General features: G+C 58.1%; 20 protein-coding genes. 12 read left to right on the top strand and 8 right to left on the bottom strand.

Annotation, left to right across the window (positions count from 1 at the left end; all coding sequences use genetic code 11):
• The first annotated feature begins 420 nt into the window (after positions 1-420).
• From ACW9JC_RS11150 to ACW9JC_RS11130, 5 genes are all read left to right on the top strand, one after another.
• Complete coding sequence (locus ACW9JC_RS11150) at positions 421-1,764, top strand: saccharopine dehydrogenase C-terminal domain-containing protein (protein ID WP_457455026.1); 1,344 nt, start codon at positions 421-423, stop codon at positions 1,762-1,764.
• Between the two features lie 83 nt (positions 1,765-1,847).
• Complete coding sequence (locus tag ACW9JC_RS11145) at positions 1,848-2,510, top strand: ferritin-like domain-containing protein (protein ID WP_457455025.1); 663 nt, start codon at positions 1,848-1,850, stop codon at positions 2,508-2,510.
• Positions 2,511-2,539: 29 nt separating this feature from the next.
• Complete coding sequence (locus tag ACW9JC_RS11140) at positions 2,540-3,247, top strand: hypothetical protein (protein WP_457455024.1); 708 nt, start codon at positions 2,540-2,542, stop codon at positions 3,245-3,247.
• A 20-nt stretch (positions 3,248-3,267) separates the two neighbouring features.
• On the top strand, positions 3,268-3,606 hold the full coding sequence (locus ACW9JC_RS11135) for a hypothetical protein (RefSeq protein WP_457455031.1): 339 nt from the start codon (positions 3,268-3,270) through the stop codon (positions 3,604-3,606).
• Positions 3,607-3,627: 21 nt separating this feature from the next.
• On the top strand, positions 3,628-3,792 hold the full coding sequence (locus ACW9JC_RS11130; RefSeq protein WP_457455023.1) for a rubredoxin: 165 nt from the start codon (positions 3,628-3,630) through the stop codon (positions 3,790-3,792).
• Between the two features lie 276 nt (positions 3,793-4,068).
• Here the strand turns inward: ACW9JC_RS11130 and ACW9JC_RS11125 are convergent, their stop codons facing one another.
• The 8 genes from ACW9JC_RS11125 to ACW9JC_RS11090 all read right to left on the bottom strand — a co-directional run bounded on the left by ACW9JC_RS11125 (position 4,069) and on the right by ACW9JC_RS11090 (position 13,538).
• Positions 4,069-5,070: a diguanylate cyclase gene (locus tag ACW9JC_RS11125; protein ID WP_416128123.1), complete on the bottom strand. Its 1,002-nt coding sequence runs from the start codon at positions 5,068-5,070 to the stop codon at positions 4,069-4,071.
• 48 nt (positions 5,071-5,118) lie between these two features.
• Positions 5,119-6,129, bottom strand: a complete 1,011-nt coding sequence (cheB, locus tag ACW9JC_RS11120; RefSeq protein ID WP_338584992.1) for a chemotaxis response regulator protein-glutamate methylesterase — start codon at positions 6,127-6,129, stop codon at positions 5,119-5,121.
• Positions 6,126-8,411 (bottom strand): response regulator, encoded by a 2,286-nt coding sequence (locus tag ACW9JC_RS11115; protein ID WP_457455022.1) that lies wholly within the window; start codon positions 8,409-8,411, stop codon positions 6,126-6,128. The genes cheB and ACW9JC_RS11115 overlap by 4 nt, the downstream gene beginning before the upstream one ends.
• Positions 8,408-9,091 (bottom strand): chemotaxis protein CheW, encoded by a 684-nt coding sequence (locus ACW9JC_RS11110; RefSeq protein ID WP_338584990.1) that lies wholly within the window; start codon positions 9,089-9,091, stop codon positions 8,408-8,410. The genes ACW9JC_RS11115 and ACW9JC_RS11110 overlap by 4 nt, the downstream gene beginning before the upstream one ends.
• Positions 9,088-10,359 (bottom strand): CheR family methyltransferase, encoded by a 1,272-nt coding sequence (locus tag ACW9JC_RS11105; protein WP_457455021.1) that lies wholly within the window; start codon positions 10,357-10,359, stop codon positions 9,088-9,090. The genes ACW9JC_RS11110 and ACW9JC_RS11105 overlap by 4 nt, the downstream gene beginning before the upstream one ends.
• Positions 10,356-10,892 carry a chemotaxis protein CheW gene (locus ACW9JC_RS11100; RefSeq protein ID WP_457455020.1) on the bottom strand — a complete coding sequence of 179 codons (537 nt, stop codon included), beginning with the start codon at positions 10,890-10,892 and terminating at the stop codon, positions 10,356-10,358. The genes ACW9JC_RS11105 and ACW9JC_RS11100 overlap by 4 nt, the downstream gene beginning before the upstream one ends.
• Positions 10,892-12,514: a methyl-accepting chemotaxis protein gene (locus tag ACW9JC_RS11095; protein WP_457455019.1), complete on the bottom strand. Its 1,623-nt coding sequence runs from the start codon at positions 12,512-12,514 to the stop codon at positions 10,892-10,894. Before ACW9JC_RS11095 ends, ACW9JC_RS11100 begins: the two co-directional genes overlap by 1 nt.
• 301 nt (positions 12,515-12,815) lie before the next feature.
• Positions 12,816-13,538 carry a tellurite resistance TerB family protein gene (locus ACW9JC_RS11090; RefSeq protein ID WP_338584986.1) on the bottom strand — a complete coding sequence of 241 codons (723 nt, stop codon included), beginning with the start codon at positions 13,536-13,538 and terminating at the stop codon, positions 12,816-12,818.
• 176 nt (positions 13,539-13,714) lie between these two features.
• Here ACW9JC_RS11090 and ACW9JC_RS11085 point away from each other — a divergent pair, with 176 nt between their 5' ends.
• The 7 genes from ACW9JC_RS11085 (at position 13,715) to ACW9JC_RS11055 (ending at position 22,018) form a co-directional block, all read left to right on the top strand.
• On the top strand, positions 13,715-14,629 hold the full coding sequence (locus ACW9JC_RS11085; protein ID WP_338584985.1) for a LysR family transcriptional regulator: 915 nt from the start codon (positions 13,715-13,717) through the stop codon (positions 14,627-14,629).
• A 133-nt stretch (positions 14,630-14,762) separates the two neighbouring features.
• Positions 14,763-16,220 (top strand): gamma-aminobutyraldehyde dehydrogenase, encoded by a 1,458-nt coding sequence (locus ACW9JC_RS11080; RefSeq protein WP_416128131.1) that lies wholly within the window; start codon positions 14,763-14,765, stop codon positions 16,218-16,220.
• A gap of 83 nt (positions 16,221-16,303) precedes the next feature.
• Entirely contained in the window at positions 16,304-17,455 is a 1,152-nt protein-coding gene (gene ydcS / locus ACW9JC_RS11075) for a putative ABC transporter substrate-binding protein YdcS (protein ID WP_457455018.1), read from the top strand.
• 197 nt (positions 17,456-17,652) lie between these two features.
• Positions 17,653-18,690: an ABC transporter ATP-binding protein gene (locus ACW9JC_RS11070; protein WP_416128133.1), complete on the top strand. Its 1,038-nt coding sequence runs from the start codon at positions 17,653-17,655 to the stop codon at positions 18,688-18,690.
• A gap of 1 nt (position 18,691) precedes the next feature.
• A complete protein-coding gene (locus tag ACW9JC_RS11065; RefSeq protein ID WP_457455017.1) occupies positions 18,692-19,639 on the top strand; it encodes an ABC transporter permease in 948 nt (315 codons plus the stop codon).
• Entirely contained in the window at positions 19,629-20,438 is an 810-nt protein-coding gene (locus tag ACW9JC_RS11060) for an ABC transporter permease (RefSeq protein WP_338584981.1), read from the top strand. Before ACW9JC_RS11065 ends, ACW9JC_RS11060 begins: the two co-directional genes overlap by 11 nt.
• A gap of 155 nt (positions 20,439-20,593) precedes the next feature.
• Positions 20,594-22,018, top strand: coding sequence for a gamma-aminobutyraldehyde dehydrogenase (locus ACW9JC_RS11055; RefSeq protein WP_457455016.1), 1,425 nt, complete (start codon positions 20,594-20,596; stop codon positions 22,016-22,018).
• Positions 22,019-22,063 lie beyond the last annotated feature (45 nt).

Below are 22,063 nucleotides of genomic sequence, written 5' to 3'. Positions count from 1 at the left end.
TGTCAATGATGACGCCCTCGACTGGCAGCACGGTCCATCTGATTCACATAGCCTGATTCGATGTTGGAAACAGAATGGCCTGGGTTTACACGCACAACTTTATGGACCTCGCCACTGCCCGAACCATAGATAACTTATCCTTGTGGATAATGCCGAAAACATCTCTCAGAAAAATCATCAACAAAAAGATTAAGACCGCGACTGATCTGTAGGAAAACAACTTCAAGAATAACGGACCAATCCTACTTGATTGGCAATTGCGTAATGCAACTGTTTTCCCTATAACTATGCAACACAAGAAAACAACGGCAACTTATCAACACTGTCATCTCAAGCCTTAGACCTCAAGACCCCAAGCAAGCCACTACACACCCCTAAAGCATGGATACGTCACCTATACTTACAACCCAAAGGACTACCATGAAAAAAATAGACAGAATAATAATTGTAGGCTTTGGAAGTATCGCCCAAGCGCTGCTGCCGTTACTCTCGAAACACTACAATTCAGAAATCATCATCTTCGACAAAGAAACCGACACAACTCGACAAAACATTGCGAAGGAATACTGCGCAACACTAAACAAACAACTAATAACCCAACAAAACCTCCACATGGTTTTGACACCACTATTAAATGGTAGCAGCTTTCTCTTAAATTTGGCTGTATCTGTTTCCAGCCTGGCGCTGATAATTCTGGCTCAACGACTCAACTCACTATACTTAGACACATGCATAGAGCCTTGGGAGTACTCCGATCAGAACAACAGTTTAAAAAGCAATTACTCACTAAGGCAAAACCTGAAACAACATGCGCAAACCCAGGCCGGTACATCAACAGCAATTATTGGACACGGAGCAAACCCCGGCTTTATATCTATATTGGTAAAAAAAGCATTGCTTGAAATGGCATTCAAGAATGGAATACATGATCGCCCAACAACACAACCTGAGTGGGCTAAATTAGCAGAGCGTCTGGAAGTACAGGTCATACAAATTTCAGAGCGAGACACCCAAGTCTCCTACAAAAAACGCGCACCAAAAAGCTTTATATGCACATGGTCTGTCGACGGAATGATTACAGAGTGCTTGCAACCTGCGGAACTGGGATGGGGATCTCACGAACAAAACGTCCCTCTGAATGCCAAAAACAACGGATACTCACTTGAACTTATTGAACAAGGCCGAAATGTCATCGTAAAAAGCTGGTCTCCGAACTACTTAGAGTTTAATGCACTTCTGCTAACACACAATGAATCGCTATCAATCGCCGAATACTTGACCTTAGATACACCAACAAACCCTACATATCGACCGACCGTTTACTACGCATATCACCCTTGTGACCAAGCGCTGGAATCAATGCACTTACTGGGCAACGGGAATGAAGATCAAATCGGATTAAAGGAGGTTATGAAAGACGATATAGTCTCTGGTATCGATGAACTCGGCATTTTCTTAATCAGCAAAAAATACAAATCACTTTGGCTCGGGTCTAATCTTTCAATAGGCAAGGCAAGAAAAATGGCAAAACACAACAGTGCAACGAGCCTACAGGTCACATCAAGCATCGTCGCCGGCATGAAGTGGGCTGAGCAAAATTCAGAATCAGGAATTCTGGAATCCGAATACCTAGATTGGGAATACATCTACAACTTCGTAGAGCCTTACTGGCAGCCAATAGTTATTCAAGAAACTGACTGGCGCCCAAGCTGTAACGATACTCTATATTTTCATAACTTCAGGGTATTCCCCAAAGGCCAATAAATCAAGGAACTCAAAACCTATGAGCACAACAAAAAAAAACAGAAACCGGAATCAAACCCCGCTCAACCCCAGATGCTGCAGTAGTGCTGGAAAACTTTCGATTCCCCACTACAAAACTAAGCGACATCGAGCATATTGAATGGAAGGAGATATTATTCGACTCAGTAATTACCGAGTACGATGCACGGCGACTTTACTGGCACTTGAAAGCCAAGCACTCGGCCAATTTTTCGTCACTGACGGAGGTATTAAACCCTTGGCTTAGGGATGAAATTGACCATGCTTATGGATTCTCTCTTATCTATTCATCATTCACCGGCATTCCCTTTGATCAAGTTGCTCTTGAGGCTGAAGTCAGAGACCCTGACTTCAGTGTAATCGCCAAAATAACTGATGATATATTTAAGCTCCTCATCATGCTGGCCTACGACGAAATAATTACCACGCACGTGTATCACCGCAGCATTGTTAAGTACGATACATTTGAATCCCCACAGCTTTCAAACTGGATTAGAAAAACAAAAAAAGATGAAATCAATCACTTCTTTTCCTTTATCGCAAAAGCTAAGAAACTGTTTCCCCAGAGAGTAAATGAAACCCCTTCAATCCTTGAAGAGATCTTCGCTATAGATTTTGAGAAGCCAAGCTACTCTGGAACATTTGTTTTGGACCACAACACACCAGACTTCCCCATCCCAAAACAAGAAATAAGAGACTTCATAACCCCCACCATAATAAAAAAATAAACGCATAACACGAGCTACAGGAGCAAAGAATGAACTCATCATTTCTGGCAAAAAGAAACTGGAGCTCAAGAGCACTTTTCAATGAAATATCTGGTAGCGGATGGACAAACCCTGGCATTGACCTAAAATACAAAAAATTTTTTATGGCTGATTTATTCTCAGAATATGACGCCATCAACCTCTATCATCACCTACACCAGCAGAGGGCAAAGTTCTCACCACAATTCGTACTGTATCTTGACTTATGGTTTGCAGATGAAAAAAATCATTCCGACGGTTTTTTTGAACTAATCCGCCTTTTATTTGACTCGACAGAGGAAGAACTAATAGACCAACTAAAAGCAAGAAGTGGAAATTTTGCCCAACTGGAAGAGATAGTTGCAAGCGAGTTCAACCTGCTACTTTTATTTGCTTACGATGAATACACCTCAGTCAAAACATATAAAAAAGACACCTTTTACAACGAATTCGGACACCAAAACTTCAACACATGGATTAAAAATCTGATTGCGGACGAAGCTATACATTTTGGAAATGCGATAAAAATACTTAAAAATAACCACTCTTCAATTTTATACAAAGCAGAAGGCGTACTTCACAGAATAGCCAAACTCGAAAACATGCCGTACAAGAACACCTTCCTTCTCGATCACGACGGCCCTCACTTTTTGCTTACCCCAGAGGAACTCGGCTCCCCTGTAGTAAATGACATTTTATCCATTTTAGCTAAGGGTTAGAAATGAGAAACCACTACTACATGGCGGCATCTTTAATACTGATGATTTTCGGTGAGGTACTAACGATTTACAGCGAGGTTTATGCCTCAAAGCTTCCCGGCCGACCTTTAGAAACCCCATTAATGTTTCTAAAACCGATAGTTCTCATCAGCATTGCTGGCATAAGCCTAGTTTTTGCGTACTGGCTAGGATATCAAGCAACCGGGAATATCTGGATAGTCACTGTAGCCTCGCTGACACTCCTGCTAATTCTTGAACCGATTGTGATATACGCAATGTTAAAAGAGCTACCAGAAAGAGGCGCCCTAATTGGTTTTATATTAGGAGCATCCGGCTTGATCGCTACTGTCACACTCTAATTAGCTCTCAAGGAAAAAATCATGTCGAGCACAGAAAAAACAATGAACTGTACCGTTTGCGGCTATGAATACAATCCTGCTCTAGGCGATCCTGAAAATGGAATACAACCAGGCACGCTTTGGGAGGATGTGCCCGAGGATTGGCTGTGCCCGGATTGTCAGATGCCAAAAGAAGATTTCGAATAAGAGCGCTATCGCGGCGCCCGCTTTAACTCTTATTAAAACGCACATTTATCCCCTCTGAGCTTTTATGAATAGCTGACAGAATCGCCTTCGCATTATCCAAATAAATTTGCAAAGTTTTAGTAGAAACCAAAACCATATGGAGCGACTATCCGCACAAAATACTTTCGCGAAATCATGCAACAGATTTTTTAGACAAAACTCATGCACACAGTTTGCGAGAACTGCGTCCTCGGACGCAGCCTCGCGGGCTCGGCAGCTGCTACAAGAGGGCTTCCCTCACCCAATCCCCACCTGATTACGCCCATTGTTCTTCGCCAGATACAGCCCCTTGTCCGCCGCCGAGATCAATTCGCGGCAATTGCTGCCCGTTTGCGGGGTGATGGTCGACAGGCCGATGCTGATGGTCAGGCTCGCGCCCTCAGCCGGGGAAATGTGCGGGATCTTCAAGGCTTCCACGGTCATGCGCAGTTTTTCCGCCATCAGTCGCGCACCGCCCTGGGAGGTGTTGGGCAGTACCAGGGCGAATTCTTCACCGCCGTAACGGGCCGGCAGGTCCGATGGTCGGGCACTGGCGTCACGGATGGCCGCTGCGACCTTGCGCAGGGCTTCGTCGCCTTCGAGGTGGCCGAAGGAGTCGTTGTAGGTCTTGAAGTAGTCCACGTCGATCATCAGTAACGACAACTGACTTTGCTCACGCAGCGCGCGGCGCCACTCAAGTTCCATGTACTCGTCGAAATGCCGGCGGTTCGACAGCCCGGTCAGGCCGTCGGAGTTCATCAGCCGTTGCAGCACCAGGTTGGTGTCGAGCAGCTGTTGCTGGCTGACACGCAGCGCGCGGTATGCCGCATCACGCTGCAACAACGTCATGTAGGAGCGCGAGTGATAGCGAATGCGCGCAACCAGTTCGATATTGTCCGGCAGTTTGACCAGATAATCGTTGGCCCCGGCCGCGAACGCCGCGCTCTTGATCAGCGGGTCTTCCTTGGTCGACAGGACGATAATCGGAATGTCCTTGGTCGCCGGGTGATTGCGGTATTCGCGCACCAGGCTCAGGCCATCGAGACCGGGCATGACCAGATCCTGCAGGATCACCGTTGGCTTGATGCGCACCGCATGGGCAATGGCCTGGTGCGGGTCGGCGCAGAAATGGAAGTCGATGTTTTCTTCGTTCGACAACCCGCGCCGCACCGCCTCGCCGATCATCGCCTGATCGTCGACCAACAACACCATGGCGGCATTTTCGTCAGTCTTGAAGTCGTCGAGCTGTAATTCATTCATGTGCTTTCACCTGAATACTGCCTGGGCCAGGATTGCCGCTAAAAGTAGTCATTTTGGAAAAATCTCCAGCAATCGTGGCGCTATCTTGTCCAGCGGGCGTATTTCCACGGCGGCATCGATGGCCGCGGCCGCCTTCGGCATGCCATACACCGCACTGCTGTTTTGGTCTTGTGCGATGGTCAGGTAGCCCTGCCGACGCATGAGTTTAAGCCCCTGCGCACCATCACGCCCCATGCCGGTGAGCAATACACCGACCGCGTCGCCATTCCAGTAATTGGCCACGCTTTCGAAAAAAACATCGATCGAGGGCCGATAGATTTCGTTGACCGGTTCTGCGGTGTACGCCAGCGTGCCGTTTTTCAACAAGCGAATATGGTGATTGGTGCCGGCCAGCAGGACGGTGCCGCTTTGCGGTGGTTCGCCTTCCTGAGCCAGGCGCACATTGAGTCCGCTGGCGCTGCCGAGCCATTCGGCCATGCCGGCGGCGAACACCTGGTCTACGTGCTGCACCAGCACGATGGCCGGGGAAAAGTTGCGAGGCAGCCCTTTGAGCAGGACTTCCAGCGCCGCCGGCCCGCCTGCGGATGAGCCGATGGCGATCAGGCTCTGGCGTGAACCGGAACTGCGCGCCGGGCTCGGGGCCAATCGCTCGCGGTTGCCCTTGTCGCCGATCAGCCAGCCGATGTTCATGATTTTGCGCAGCAACGGCGCCGCCGCTTCCTGGGCGTTGCCGGCGCCAAGGGCCGGGGTGTCGACCACGTCGAGGGCGCCGTGGCCCATGGCTTCAAACACCCGGTGCACGTTTTGCTGGCGATCGACCGTGACAATGACGATGGCGCACGGCGTTTCGGCCATGATCCGTCGAGTGGCTTCCACACCGTCCATGACCGGCATGATCAGGTCCATCAGGATCAGGTCCGGCGTCTGCTCGGCACACTTCTGCACCGCTTCCTTGCCATTGCCCGCGACCCAGATCACCTGATGCGCCGGCTCGAAAGCCAAGGCCCGGCGCAAGGCTTCCACGGCCATGGGCATGTCGTTGACGATGGCGATTTTCATGCCCGCGCTCCTCCTATGAGCTCAACCACTGCATCGAGCAGGGCATCGTCATGAAAACTGGCTTTGGCTAGATAATAGTCGGCTCCGGCGTCCAGTCCACGACGACGGTCCTCTTCACGATCCTTGTAGGACACCACCATCACCGGCAGCGATTGCAGGCGGTTGTCCCGGCGCAACAAAGACACCAGTTCGATGCCGTCCATGCGCGGCATATCAATGTCGGTAATCAGCAGATCGAAATCCTCCGAACGCAGGGCGTTCCAGCCGTCCATGCCGTCGACCGCCACGGCCACGTCGTAGCCACGATTGAGCAGCAGCTTGCGTTGCAGTTCGCGCACGGTCAGGGAATCGTCGACCACCAGAATCCTTTTGCGCGCTGCTTCGGCCGCCTGGTTGCTGTGGCGTGCGATACGCTCCAGACGCCCGGTATTGAGCAGTTTGTCCACCGATCGCAGCATGTCTTCGACGTCGACGATCAACACCACCGAACCGTCGTCGAGCAAGGCCCCGGCGGAAATGTCCTGGACCTTGCCCAGACGCTCATCCAGCGGCAACACGACCAGCGTGCGCTCGCCGATGAAACGCTCGACCGCCACGCCATAAATCGTATCGCGCTCGCGGATCACCACGACTTTCAGGGTCTGCTGACTGCCCTGGCTCGCCGGGCGTTGCAGCAATTGACTCGCCGCCACCAGCCCAACGTGCCGGCCTTCATGCCAGAAGTGCTGCCGACCCTCGACCTGCACAATGTCCGCAGGCTCCAGATCGCACATGCGTTCGATATGCGCGAGCGGGAAGGCATAGGCTTCGTCGCCGACTTCCACCACCAGACTGCGCACCACCGACAGGGTCAGCGGCACTTCGAGGTGGAAGCGGCTGCCCTCGCCCGCCGTCTGTTCCAGCACCACCGCACCGCGCAACTGGCGGACCATGTGCTGCACCGCGTCTAGGCCGACGCCGCGTCCGGACACTTCGGTGACGGTGTCGCGCAGGCTGAAACCCGGCAGGAACAGGAACGTCAGCAGCTCTTCTTCACTCAACTGCGCGGCGGTTTCCGCTGGAGATAACTGGCGTTCGATGATGCTGCGGCGGACCTTCTCCAGATCGACGCCATTGCCGTCATCACTGAGTTCCAGCACCAGCAACCCGGCTTGATGGGAGGCGCGCAGACGGATCAGGCCTTCCTCCGGTTTGCCGGCCAACAACCGTTGCTCCGGGGTTTCGATGCCATGGTCCACGGCATTGCGCAGCAGGTGCGTCAGTGGCGCTTCGAGTTTCTCCAGCACATCGCGATCGACCTGGGTTTTCTCGCCTTCGATCTCCAGCCGCACCTGCTTGCCGAGGCTGCGACCCAAGTCGCGAACCATGCGCACCTGGCCGGTCAACACATCGGCGAATGGACGCATGCGACAGGCCAGTGCCGTGTCGTACAACACCTGTGCACGCTGGCTGGCCTGCCAGGCGAACTCATCCAGTTCAGCATTTTTTTCTATCAGCAACTGCTGGGATTCGGCGAGCAGTCGACGAGCATCTTCCAGGGCTTCCTGGGCTTCAAGGCTCAGGGCATGTTCCTTGAGATGGACGTTGAGGTTTTCCAGCGCTCGCAGGCCGTTGTTCTGCATGCGCTTGAGGCGCTGCATCGTGGCCAGGTGCGGTTTGAGCCGCAGGGTTTCCACCAGGGATTTGCTCGACAGGTCGAGCAGGCTGTTCAGGCGCTCGGCTGTGACTCGCAGCACGCGCTCGCCGTTTTCGGTGGTGCGCTTGGTTTTTTTCGGCGTGGCAGGCGGAGCTTCGATGACTGGTTCCCGTGCTTCAACCTTCGCCGCCGGTGCTTCGAGTTGCAGCTCGGCCATCACGGGCGCGGCAGAAGCCATGACGGGAATCGCAGCGGCCGCCGGGTCGAGCAAACGCGCCATCAAGGCGACATAAGCCTCAATGTCCGCTGGCACCGGAGCGTTGTTCGGCGTGGCAATGCGCATCAGCAGATCGGTGCCTTGCAGCAACGCGTCGATGTGCTCGGGGCGCAGATACAGCCGCCCTTCCTGAGCACTGACCAGACAATCCTCCATGACATGCGCAACGCTGACCCCGGCATCGACACCGACGATCCGCGCCGCGCCCTTGAGCGAGTGCGCCGCGCGCATGCACGATTCGAGTTGATCGGCCTGGGTCGGGTCGCGCTCCAGCGCCAACAGACCTGCGCTCAGCACCTGGGTCTGGGCTTCGGCTTCCAGGCTGAACAGTTCCAGCAAAGAGGCGTCGCGCATTTGCTCGGGGGTCATGTAAGGCTCCGGGTCACGGCGGACAACAGCTGTTCTTCATCCAGCCAACGCAGGCTGCGACCCTTGAATTGCAACACGCCACGGGTGTACTTGGCACTGGCCTGAGTGCCCGATTGCGACGCGGCATCGAGGATGCGTTCGTCGATGGCATGAATGCCGTCTACTTCGTCCACCGGCACCACCACCGGGCCGCCGTGGGCGGCGATGATCAGCATGCGCGGCATGACCCGCGCGCCCGATACCACGTTGCCTGCGGCATCAAGCCCGAGCAATTCCACCAGCGACAGACACGCCACCAAAGCTCCGCGCACATTCGCCACGCCGAGCAAGGCCCGGGAACGCTGGTGCGGCAGCGAATGAATGGCTTGCAGCGGCGCCACTTCCACCAGACTGCGGGTGGCCAGGCCGAGCCATTCTTCGCCAAGGCGAAACATCAGCAGCGAGCGGGTTTTGACCTCGCTTTGCAGCGTGCCGGAGACTTGTTCGCGATCTTCCGTTTGCAACGCATAACGGTCCAGCAGGCGCGTCGCGGCAGCCGAGTACACCGCGCAATTGCGGCAATGAATGTGTTCGATCAGCAGCGGGCAGGACTTGTCGCCGTGGATACCGATGCGGTTCCAGCAATCATCGATGGCCTGGGCATCTTCACGGGTGACGCTAAAAGTGTCGGAGGCGATCATCGTTTACGCTCACTGTCAGCGGCGCGCTCGCTGCGGGCGGCGCGGTCCTGCAATCGTCTGGCTCCCGCCGTATCGCCCTGGGATTGCAGCAAAGCGGCCAGGTGCATCAACGCGTCGGGATGTTGCGGTTCGAGGTACAACGCCTTGCGGTAAAACCCCTGGGCCTCCAGCACACTGCCGGCGACATCACTCAGCAAACCGAGCCAGTAAAAAACCTGGGCCACCGGTTCGTGGCTGCGCAGGTAACTGTCGCACGCAGCGCGAGCCTCGGCACTTTTGCCTTCATTGGCCAGCGCGGCGATGTTCGCCAGCAGCGTGGCGGCATCGGCGCTGCCCGGTTTCGCAGGTTGCGAGGGGCGGGCAACGCTGGCGAACGGACGCCTGATGGCCGGCGCCGGCACGACGTTGCGCACCGGTTGCGGCACCGGCAAGGGTGCAGGAACGAGTATCGGCAACGGCTCAGGTTCCGCGGCGCTCTGGCGGCTGAAGGCAAAGGACTGCGGGATACCAATCGAGCGCATGCCCAATCGCCCCAGCAAGCTGCCCTCGGCAGGACCGATAAACAGCACGCCATCGACATGGGTCAGGCGCTTGAGCACTTCGAACACCTGTTTTTGCGTCGGCAGGTCGAAGTAGATCAACAGATTGCGGCAGAACACGAAGTCGTAGGGCGGCTCGTTGGCGAGCAGGGTTGGATCGAGCAAGTTGCCGACTTGCAGGCGCACTTGATCCAGCACCCGGGCGCTAAGGTGGTAGCCATCACGCTCAGGCGTGAAATAACGGTCGCGATACGCGATGTCCTGCCCGCGAAAGGAATTCTTGCCGTACAACGCGCGTCGGGCCTTTTCCACCGAGAGCGGGCTGACGTCCATGCCTTCGACCTTGAACTGGTGCGGCTTGAACCCGGCATCCAGCAGCGCCATGGCAATCGAGTACGGTTCTTCGCCGGTGGAGCAAGGCAGGCTGAGTATCCGCAGGGCGCGCATGTTGTTGATCTCGGCCAGCCGCTTGCTCGCCAGTTTCGCCAGGGTGGCGAAAGATTCCGGGTAGCGGAAAAACCAGGTTTCGGGGACGATCACCGCTTCGATCAGCGCCTGCTGCTCGAAGCTTGAACCCTGCAAGGTTCGCCAGTATTCGTCAGCCGACTGCGCCTGGGACGCCGCGCTGCGTTGACGCACCGCACGCTCGATGATCGCCGGGCCGACAGAGGTGACGTCGAGGCCGATGCGTTCCTTGAGGAAGTCGAAAACCCGCTGATCGCTGCTCATGGCCGTTCCTCAAGCAGCGTCAGGTCCAGCGGTGGCGTCGGAAACAACAGCGCACGCACTGGCTCATCCAACAGATCGGCGACTCTCACCCATTGCAGCAGGCCGTGCGCATCTTCGCGCACAGGCCCCAGGTACGGTGCCTGACGATTATCCAGTCCATACGGCTGAAAATCCGCCGGGTTGCAACGCACGGTGTCGGTGGCCTGTTCCAGAATCAGCCCGAGCAGTTGCGCCTGTGCGCTTTCATCCGGTCGGTAATGCACCAACACCAGCCGCGTGCTGGTGCGCGCTTGCGCAGGTGTCCCAAAGGTCAACGCGCTGAGGTCGATCACCGGCACCACCGCGCCGCGATAGGCGAACACCCCGGAGACCCAGTGCGGCGCGTGGGCAATGGGTTTCAATGGCAGACGCGGCAGCACTTCCACCACTTCGATGGCCTGCAAGGCATAGCGCTCGCTGCCGATGCGAAACACCAGGAACAACGCGTGCAACGCCTGCTTCACGGCAGTGCGTTTGGCCGTGAGTTCGCTCATCAGACTTTGAATCGCGAAACGCCGCTGCGCAGCCCGACGGCCACCTGGCTCAGTTCGTCGATGGCAAAACTGGCCTGGCGCAGGGATTCGACGGTCTGGCTGCTGGCATCGCCCAATTGCACTAGCGCGTGGTTGATCTGTTCGGCACCGGTGGCCTGGGCCTGCATGCCTTCGTTGACCATCAACACCCGCGGCGCCAGCGCCTGCACTTGATGGATGATCTGCGACAGCTGTTCGCCCACCTGCTGCACTTCGGACATGCCGCGACGCACTTCTTCGGAGAACTTGTCCATGCCCATCACACCGGCCGACACCGCCGATTGAATCTCGCGCACCATCTGCTCGATGTCGTAGGTCGCGACAGCCGTCTGATCCGCCAGTCGCCGCACTTCGGTGGCGACCACGGCGAAACCCCGGCCGTATTCACCGGCCTTCTCGGCCTCGATGGCGGCGTTGAGCGACAACAGGTTGGTCTGGTCGGCGACCTTGACGATGGTCACCACCACTTGGTTGATGTTGCCGGCCTTCTCGTTGAGGATCGCCAGTTTGGCGTTGACCAGATCGGCCGCGCCCATCACCGAGTGCATGGTTTCTTCCATGCGTGCCAGGCCTTGCTGGCCGGAGCCGGCGGCCACCGAGGCCTGATCGGCAGCGGTGGACACTTCGGTCATGGTGCGCACCAGATCACGGGAAGTCGCGGCGATTTCACGGGAAGTCGCGCCGATTTCAGTGGTAGTGGCGGCGGTTTCGGTGGCGGTGGCCTGCTGCTGCTTGGAAGTGGCGGCGATTTCGGTGACCGACGTGGTGACCTGCACCGACGAGCGCTGCGCCTGCGACACCAGCGAAGTCAGCTCGGTCATCATGTCGTTGAAGCCGGTTTCCACGGCGCCGAATTCGTCCTTGCGCTCCAGATTCAAACGACTGCTGAGGTCGCCGGTGCGCATGATTTCGAGGATTCTCACGATGCGGTTCATCGGCGCCATGATGGCGCGCATCAGCAGCAAGCCACAGAGAGCGGCGGCCAATACCGCTACCAGCAGGGAAATGCCCATGATGACTTTGGCCGTGACGACTGCATCGTCGATGGCCGCAATGTCTGCGTCCGCCACAGCCTTGTTGTGACGCAGGATCTCATTGACCTTCACTCGACCTGCGGTCCAGGCCGGGGTCAGTTCACTATTGAACAGGTTGACGGCCTCGGCGTTCTGGTTGCGTTTATACAACTCGATCACCGCGGCCAGTATCCGGTGGTAATCCGCATCAAGCTTTTCGAATGCGGCGTACTCGACCCTGTCTTCTTCGTCGGCAATCGTTCCACGGTAGAGGTCCATCTGCTCTTTCAACCGCGCGGTGTAACCCTTGAAGTTCTCGGCATCCTCGGCAGAAAAGCCCTGCCCTTCTTCCAACCCGAGCATCGCCTGAATACGCACATAACTGTCGGACCACGCACCACGAATCATCGAGCTGTAGTACAACCCTGGCAGCGCGTCGTCACGCACGCTGGCTTCGCTGCTTTCGATCTTCAACAGCCGGGAATACGAGACGACCACCATCAACAACATGATGGCGATAATTACCGCAAAGCTCGCCAAAATGCGTTGGCGCAACGTCCAGTTCTTCACAGTCAGTCCTCGGGGGCATTTCGAAATGCGGGGAGTATAGCCGAGGGCGCTGTTTCATTTATAAGACGGTTGCGCACCACTTCTCATCCCGCCGGAAAAAGCCGGGATGGGCTCTGGGTTGGGACTTTCCGTTAATTGGGAGGATGGGTGTTAGGGGTGATTCGGTAGAAAGGGACCGTGGAATGGTCATTGATGAATTGAGTACTGCTTGAAAGATAAAAAGATCGCAGTCTGCGGCAGCTCCTACAAGTGGAAAACGATCCAATGTAGGAGCTGCCGCAGGCTGCGATCTTTTCAGGGTCTACAGAGAGGCTTGGCGAACCTGCTTCTCCAATTCCGCCTTCAACCCCGGTTCCAGCTTGAGCTGGCGTGCCAGTTCATCGAGGTAGGACTTCTCCATGAAGCTCTCCTCATCGACCAGCATCACGCTGGCGATGTACATCTCGGCAGCCATTTCCGGGGTGCTGGCGGCGCGGGCGACGTCGCTCGGGTCCAGCGGTTTGTTGAGTTCGGCGTGCAGCCAGTGTTGCAGTTCCTGATCGTTGTCGAGCTTGGTGAATTCGCCCTCGATCAGCTCGCGTTCGCGCTCGTCAATGTGCCCGTCAGCCTTGGCCGCGGCCACCAGCGCCTTGAGAATCGCCTGGCTGTGTTGCTCGACTTGCGCCGCCGGCAAGCGGTCGAGGGTTTGTGGTTCGGTCTTCGGCGCACTGCCCTGCTGCGCCTGCCAGTTGCCATAAGCTTTGTAGGCAATCACGCCCAAGGCGGCCAGTCCGCCATAGACCGCGACCTTGCCGCCAACCTTGCGCGCTTTCTTGCTGCCCAGCAGCAGGCCCATCGCACCGGCCGCCAAGGCACCACCGCCCGCGCCGGAAAGCAGGCTGCCGATGCCGCCCGAGCCGCCGTTACCGCCGAGCAACCCGCCCAGAGCTCCCCCGGACGCCTTGTTCTGCGTCCCGCCTGCCTTGTTCTGCAACATGTCCTGGCCGGACTTGAGGAGTTGATCGAGCAATCCACGGGTGTTCATTTTTCGCCTCCACTAAAAGGTTTAACCGAACCTTGAGGCCACCAGCCTAGATCGAAAGTGCCGTAACCCGGCCAGCGAGAGTGCTTCCAGATGTTGCTCCAAGGCAACGTACCTTTCGTAAAAATGGATATACACTCGATCCCATCTATAAAAACCGCCCACTGGGTATTCCCCGCATGATGACCTTGCGTCAGATCCGTCATTTCATCGCCGTGGCCGAGACCGGCTCGATCTCCGCCGCCGCGCAAACCGCGTTCATTTCCCAGTCAACCCTGACCCTGGCGATCCAGCAACTGGAAGAAGAGATCGGCGTCAGCCTGTTCAACCGCCACGCCAAGGGCATGACCCTGACCCACCAGGGTCATCAGTTCCTGCGCCAGGCGCATTTGATTCTGGCCACCGTGGACAACGCCAAACGCAGCCTGCAACAAAGCACCGATCAGGTCGCCGGGCAGTTGATCATCGGGGTGACCAGCCTGGTGGCCGGTTACTATCTGGCGGATTTGCTCACCCGTTTCCAGCGCGCCTACCCCAACGTCGAAATCCGCGTGATGGAAGATGAACGCCCGTACATCGAGCATTTGCTGGTCAGCGGCGAGATCGATGTCGGTGTGCTGATCCTTTCCAACCTCGAAGACCGTCACGCCTTGCAAACCGAAGTGCTGACCCACTCGCCCCACCGGCTATGGCTGCCGGCCCAGCATCCGTTGCTGGAACACGACAGCATCAACCTCGCCGACGTGGCCCGCGAGCCGCTGATTCAGCTGAACGTCGATGAAATGGACCGCAACGCCCAACGCATGTGGACGGCGGCCTCGCTGCAACCGCGCATCACCTTGCGTACCGCCTCGACCGAAGCGGTGCGTAGCCTGGTCGCCGCCGGATTGGGCGTGTCGATCCAGCCTGACATGACCTACCGCCCGTGGTCACTGGAGGGCGACATCATCGAAGCGCGGCCGATTGCCGACCTCAGCCAGACCCTCGACGTCGGCCTGGCCTGGCGTCGTGGCACGGCGCGCCCGGCATTGGTCGACCCGTTCCTCACCGTCGCGCGGGAACAACCCCACGGCGGACGCAAGCCATCTATTTAATCGAACGCCACCTTCAGTATTTAGAATTTGTCGACCTCGGGTCCGCGCACTAGTCTTGCTGCATCTATATAAGACGGCCGGCGCCCGAGACAAAGGGAGCAGCATGGCCACACAAGAAAAGAGAACCCGAAAAATGGCTGGCGCGCAGACCCCGTTGTTCACCGCCTTGTTGATCGATGGTGAATTAGTCGCAGGGCAAGGCTGTGTCGAGCCGATTCTCAACCCGGCCACTGGCGAAGTCCTGACGCAAATCGCCGAAGCCAGCACCGAACAAGTCGAAGCCGCCATCCTCGCCGCCCACCGCGCTTTCGCCGGTTGGTCGCGGACCACGCCGCAGCAGCGCTCGAACTTGCTGCTGGACATCGCCAACGCCATCGAAAAAAACGCCGACCTGCTCGCCCGCCTCGAATCCCTGAACTGCGGCAAGCCGTTGCACCTGGCCCGTCAGGACGACCTGAGCGCCACGGTCGATGTGTTCCGCTTCTTCGCCGGGGCCGTGCGCTGCCAGACCGGCCAGCTCAGCGGCGAATACCTGCCGGGCTACACCAGCATGGTGCGGCGCGATCCAATCGGTGTCGTAGCGTCGATTGCGCCGTGGAACTACCCGATCATGATGGCCGCGTGGAAAATCGCCCCGGCCCTGGCCGCCGGCAATACGCTGGTGTTCAAGCCTTCGGAACACACGCCGCTTTCGATCCTGGCTCTGGCCCCGGCGCTGGCCGAAATCCTGCCACGCGGCGTGATCAACATCGTTTGCGGTGGTGGTGAAGGCGTCGGCAGCCATTTGGTCAGTCATCCTAAAGTGCGCATGGTGTCGCTGACCGGCGATATCGTCACTGGCCAGAAAATCCTTCAGGCCGCGGCCAAAACCCTCAAGCGCACCCACCTCGAACTCGGCGGCAAAGCCCCGGTGATCGTCTGCAACGATGCCGACATTCAGGCTGTCGTCGAAGGCGTGCGCACTTATGGCTATTACAACGCCGGGCAGGATTGCACCGCCGCGTGCCGGGTGTATGCACAGGCGGGAATTCATGACCGTTTGGTGGCCGAACTCGGCGCCGCCGTCAGCAGCCTGCGTTTCGCCGGCAAGCGCGATGCCGACAACGAGATCGGCCCGCTGATCAGCACTCGCCAGCGCGACCGCGTGGCCAGTTTCGTCGAACGCGCCCTCGGCCAGCCGCACATTGAGCGAGTGACCGGTGCCGCGGTGCATTCCGGTGCCGGCTTCTATTACCAGCCGACGTTGCTGGCCGGTTGCAAACAAAGCGATGAAATCGTCCAGCGCGAAGTGTTCGGGCCAGTGGTCACCGTGACCCGTTTCGATCAACTCGAACAAGCGGTGGATTGGGCCAACGATTCGGAATACGGCCTGGCGTCGTCGGTCTGGACCCAGAACCTGGACAAGGCGATGCAGGTCGCGGCGCGCTTGCAGTACGGCTGTACCTGGATCAACAGCCATTTCATGCTGGTCAGCGAAATGCCCCACGGTGGCCTCAAGCGCTCGGGCTACGGCAAAGACCTCTCCAGCGATTCGCTCCAGGACTACAGCGTGGTGCGGCACATCATGGCGCGCCACGGGCAACATCTCTGACTACGCTAATAACAAGCCGCCAACGGCATGCTTCACCACGTTCACAACTGCCCCGACCATAATTTAAAGAAGAGGGAATTCCCATGTTCGTGCACAAGACCGCACTGCTCAGTGCAATCACCACCGCGCTGCTGGCCAGTGCCAGTGTCCAGGCCGCCGAGCCGCTGAAGGCTGTCGGCGCCGGCGAAGGTCAGCTGGATATCGTGGCGTGGCCCGGCTATATCGAACGTGGCGAAAGCGACAAGGCCTACGACTGGGTCACCGGTTTCGAGAAGGAAACCGGCTGCAAGGTCAACGTGAAAACCGCTGCCACCTCCGATGAGATGGTCAGCCTGATGGCCAAGGGCGGCTATGACCTGGTGACCGCGTCCGGTGATGCTTCGCTGCGACTGATCGTCGGCAAGCGTGTGCAGCCGATCAACACGGCGCTGATCCCCAACTGGAAAAACCTCGACCCGCGCCTGAAAGATGCGCCGTGGTACGTGGTCAACAAGCAGACCTACGGCACCCCGTATCAGTGGGGCCCGAACGTGCTGATGTACAACACCAACGTGTTCAAGACCGCTCCCGACAGTTGGGGCGTGTTGTTCAATGCGGAAAACCTGCCGGACGGAAAACCGAACAAGGGCCGCGTGCAGGCCTATGACGGCCCGATCTACATCGCCGACGCGGCGCTGTACCTGAAAACCGCCAAGCCGGAACTGGGTATCCAGAACCCCTACGAACTGACCGAAGCGCAGTACAAGGCTGTGCTCGATCTGTTGCGCGCGCAGCAGCCGTTGATCCACCGCTACTGGCACGACACCACCGTGCAAATGAGCGACTTCAAGAACGAAGGCGTGGTCGCCTCCGGCGCCTGGCCGTATCAGGTCAACGGCCTGATGAACGAGAAGCAGCCGATCGCTTCGACCATCCCGAAGGAAGGCGCCACCGGGTGGGCCGATACCACCATGTTGCACGCCGAAGCCAAGCACCCGAACTGCGCCTACAAGTGGATGGACTGGTCGCTCCAACCGAAAGTCCAGGGTGACGTAGCGGCGTGGTTTGGTTCGTTGCCAGCCGTGCCAGCGGCGTGCAAAGAGAGCGAACTGCTCGGCGCCGAAGGCTGCAAGACCAACGGTTTCGACCAGTTCGACAAGATCGCCTTCTGGAAAACCCCGCAGGCTGAAGGCGGCAAGTTCGTGCCGTACAGCCGCTGGACCCAGGATTACATCGCGATCATGGGCGGCAGGTAAGCCCTCTCAGAACCGATCGTTCCCACGCTCTGCGTGGGAATGCATCAACGGACGCTCCGCGTCCATTTCGCGCAGAGGTGACGCAGAGCGTCACGGGCTGCATTCCCACGCGGAGCGTGGGAACGATCATCAATGAAGATTTCAGAAGTCCAGGCAGGGCCGCTGCGACGGCCTTCGCCTTTTTGGAGCACCGCACCATGACGCTTGCAGTCCAGTTCACCAACGTTTCCCGTCAGTTCGGCGAAGTGAAAGCCGTTGACCGGGTTTCCATCGACATCCAGGACGGCGAGTTTTTCTCCATGCTGGGGCCTTCGGGTTCGGGCAAAACCACCTGTTTGCGCCTGATCGCCGGTTTTGAACAACCGAGCGCAGGCTCCATCCGCATTCATGGCGAAGAGGCCGCCGGCCTTCCGCCGTATCAGCGTGACGTGAACACCGTGTTTCAGGATTACGCGCTGTTCCCGCACATGAACGTTCGCGACAACGTCGCCTACGGTTTGAAGGTCAAAGGCGTCGGCAAGGCCGAACGCCTCAAGCGCGCCGCAGAAGCCCTCGACATGGTCGCCCTCGGCGGCTACGGCGAGCGCAAACCGGTGCAGCTTTCCGGCGGTCAACGCCAGCGTGTGGCCCTGGCTCGCGCCTTGGTCAATCGTCCGCGTGTGCTGTTGCTCGACGAACCGCTTGGGGCGCTGGATTTGAAACTGCGCGAGCAAATGCAAGGCGAGCTGAAAAAGCTGCAACGCCAGCTCGGCATCACCTTCATTTTCGTCACCCACGACCAGACCGAAGCGCTGTCGATGTCCGATCGCGTCGCCGTGTTCAACAAGGGCCGCATCGAACAGGTCGACACCCCGCGCAACCTTTACATGAAACCGGCAACCACCTTCGTCGCTGAATTCGTCGGCACGTCCAACGTGATTCGCGGTGACTTGGCAAAGCAGTTGAGCGGCAATCCGCAGCCGTTTTCGATCCGCCCGGAACACGTGCGTTTCGCCGAAGGTCCGTTGGCCAGTCACGAGATCGAAGTCAGCGGCTTGCTGCACGACATCCAGTATCAAGGCAGCGCCACCCGCTACGAACTGAAGCTGGAAAACGGCCAGACCCTGAACATCAGCCAGGCCAACAATCAGTGGATCGACAGTAGCGCGCAACACCAGACCGGGCAGCGCCTCAGCGCACGCTGGGCGCGGGAAGCGATGGTCCAGTTGCACGACACCGTTGCCGGCGGGGTGTGAAATGAGCACCTTGGCCATTTCTCAAACCTCATCGGGCGGCTCGCCGTTGCGCAGGTTTTCCAACCTGTTGTATCGCCGGCCGAACCTGTACCTGTCGATGCTGCTGGTGCCGCCGCTGCTTTGGTTCGGCGCGATTTACCTGGGCTCGCTGTTGACCTTGTTGTGGCAAGGTTTCTACACCTTCGACGACTTCACCATGGCGGTCACGCCGGACCTGACCCTGGCGAACTTCGCCGCGCTGTTCCAGCCTTCGAACTTCGACATCATCCTGCGCACGCTGAGCATGGCCATCGTCGTGTCGATCGCCAGCGCCATCGTCGCGTTCCCGATTGCCTACTACATGGCGCGCTACACCACCGGCAAGACCAAGGCGTTTTTCTACATCGCGGTGATGATGCCGATGTGGGCCAGTTACATTGTCAAGGCCTATGCCTGGACGTTGCTGTTGGCCAAGGGCGGCGTGGCACAGTGGTTCGTCCAGCACTTGGGGCTCGAGCCGGTTTTGCAGTTTGTGCTGGGCATTCCGGGCGTCGGTGGTAGCACCTTGTCGACCTCGCACCTGGGGCGTTTCATGGTGTTCGTCTACATCTGGCTTCCGTTCATGATCCTGCCGATCCAGGCCTCGCTGGAACGCCTGCCGCCGTCGCTGCTGCATGCCTCCGCCGACCTCGGCGCCAAGCCGCGCCAGACCTTCATGCAAGTGATTCTGCCGCTGTCGATTCCGGGGATTGCCGCAGGTTCCATATTCACGTTTTCGCTGACCTTGGGCGACTTCATCGTGCCGCAACTCGTCGGCCCACCGGGCTACTTCGTCGGCAGCATGGTCTACGCCCAGCAAGGCGCGATCGGCAACATGCCGATGGCCGCCGCGTTCACGCTGGTGCCGATCGTGCTGATCGCCATCTACCTGTCCATCGTCAAACGACTGGGGGCCTTCGATGCACTCTGAGAAAGCCTCAATAGGCCTGAAAATCGCAGCCTGGGGCGGGTTGGTTTTCCTGCACTTCCCGATCCTGATCATCTTCCTCTATGCCTTCAACACTGAAGACGCGGCGTTCAGTTTTCCGCCCAAGGGCTTCACCTTGAAGTGGATCGGCGTGGCGTTCTCGCGGCCGGACGTGCTCGAAGCCATCAAGTTGTCGTTGCAGATCGCCTCGATTGCCACGCTGATTGCCATGGTCCTTGGCACGCTGGCGTCGGCAGCGTTGTACCGCCGGGACTTCTTCGGCAAGCAAGGCATCTCGCTGATGTTGATCCTGCCCATCGCGCTGCCGGGGATCATCACCGGGATCGCGTTGCTGGCGACCTTCAAGACACTGGGCATTGAACCGGGGATGTTCACCATCATCGTCGGCCACGCGACCTTCTGCGTGGTGATCGTCTACAACAACGTCATCGCCCGTTTGCGCCGTACCTCGCACAGTTTGATCGAGGCCTCGATGGACCTCGGCGCCGACGGCTGGCAGACGTTCCGCTACATCATCCTGCCGAATCTCGGTTCGGCGTTGCTGGCTGGCGGCATGTTGGCGTTCGCGCTGTCGTTCGACGAAATCATCGTCACCACCTTCACCGCCGGCCATGAACGCACCCTGCCGCTGTGGCTGCTCAACCAGCTCAGCCGCCCACGGGATGTGCCGGTGACCAACGTCGTGGCGATGCTGGTGATGATGGTGACCATGCTGCCGATTCTTGGCGCTTATTACCTGACCCGTGGCGGCGAAAGCGTTGCGGGTAGTGGCGGGAAATAACTGACACCTCATTACCCCTGTAGGAGCTGCCGCAGACTGCGATCTTTTGATTTTGTTTTTTTGAAGATAAAGATCAAAAGATCGCAGCCTGCGGCAGCTCCTACAGGGACCGGTTTCCACAGAGAAAAATAATTGCTTCGAAGAGGACACATGCCATGCAAACCAAGCTCCTGATCAACGGCCAACTGCTCGACGGCGAAGGCCCCGCCCAACCGGTATTCAACCCGGCGCTGGGCCGTGTGCTGGTGGAAATCAACGAAGCCAGCGAAGCCCAGGTCGATGCCGCCGTGCGTGCCGCCGATGCCGCGTTCGACAGCTGGTCGCAAACCCCGCCGAAAGAACGTTCGCTGCTGCTGCTCAAACTCGCCGATGCCATTGAAGCCCACGGCGAAGAGCTGGCCAAACTGGAATCGGACAACTGCGGCAAACCCTACAGCGCCGCGCTGAACGACGAGATCCCGGCGATTGCCGACGTGTTCCGCTTCTTCGCGGGCGCCAGCCGTTGCATGAGCGGGTCGGCCGGTGGCGAATACCTGCCGGGCCACACCTCGATGATCCGCCGCGACCCCGTGGGCGTGATCGCTTCCATCGCGCCGTGGAACTACCCGCTGATGATGGTCGCCTGGAAAATCGCCCCGGCCCTCGCCGCCGGTAATACCGTGGTGCTCAAGCCGTCGGAACAGACCCCGCTGACCGCCTTGCGCCTAGCACAACTGGCGTCGGAGATTTTCCCGGCCGGCGTACTCAATCTGGTGTTTGGTCGTGGTCCATCCGTGGGTAGTCCGCTGGTCACTCACCCGAAAGTGCGCATGGTGTCGTTGACCGGTTCGATTGCCACCGGTTCGAACATCATTTCCAGCACCGCCGACACCGTCAAACGCATGCACATGGAACTCGGCGGCAAGGCCCCGGTGATCATCTTCGACGACGCCGACATCGACGCCGCTGTCGAAGGCATTCGCACCTTCGGTTTCTACAACGCCGGCCAGGACTGCACCGCCGCCTGCCGTATCTACGCGCAGGAAGGCATCTACGACAAGTTCGTCGACAAGCTCGGCGCAGCGGTCAGCAGCATTAAGTACGGTTTGCAGGATGATCCGGCCACCGAACTCGGCCCGCTGATCACTGCGCAGCACCGTGACCGCGTGGCCGGTTTCGTCGAGCGCGCCGTGGCGCAGCCGCACATCCGTTTGATCACGGGCGGCAAAGCGGTTGAGGGCAATGGTTTCTTCTTCGAACCGACCGTGCTGGCCGACGCGCAGCAGGACGACGAAATCGTCCGTCGTGAGGTGTTCGGGCCGGTAGTGTCGGTAACCAAGTTCAGCGACGAAGCGCAGGTGTTGGGTTGGGCCAACGATTCGGATTACGGCCTCGCCTCTTCCGTGTGGACCGCCGACGTCGGCCGCGCCCATCGCCTGTCGGCGCGGTTGCAATACGGCTGCACTTGGGTGAACACGCACTTCATGCTCGTCAGCGAAATGCCGCACGGTGGTCAGAAACTGTCCGGGTATGGCAAGGACATGTCCATGTATGGGCTGGAGGATTACACCGTTGTGCGGCATGTGATGTTCAAGCATTAACCGCAAAAAGATCGCAGCCTGCGGCAGCTCCTACAAAGAGCGCCG

Source organism: Pseudomonas sp. SDO5591_S426, assembly GCF_054070755.1.
Note: the sequence above shows the minus strand (reverse complement) of the source record. Positions and strands in the feature narration are given on the sequence as shown.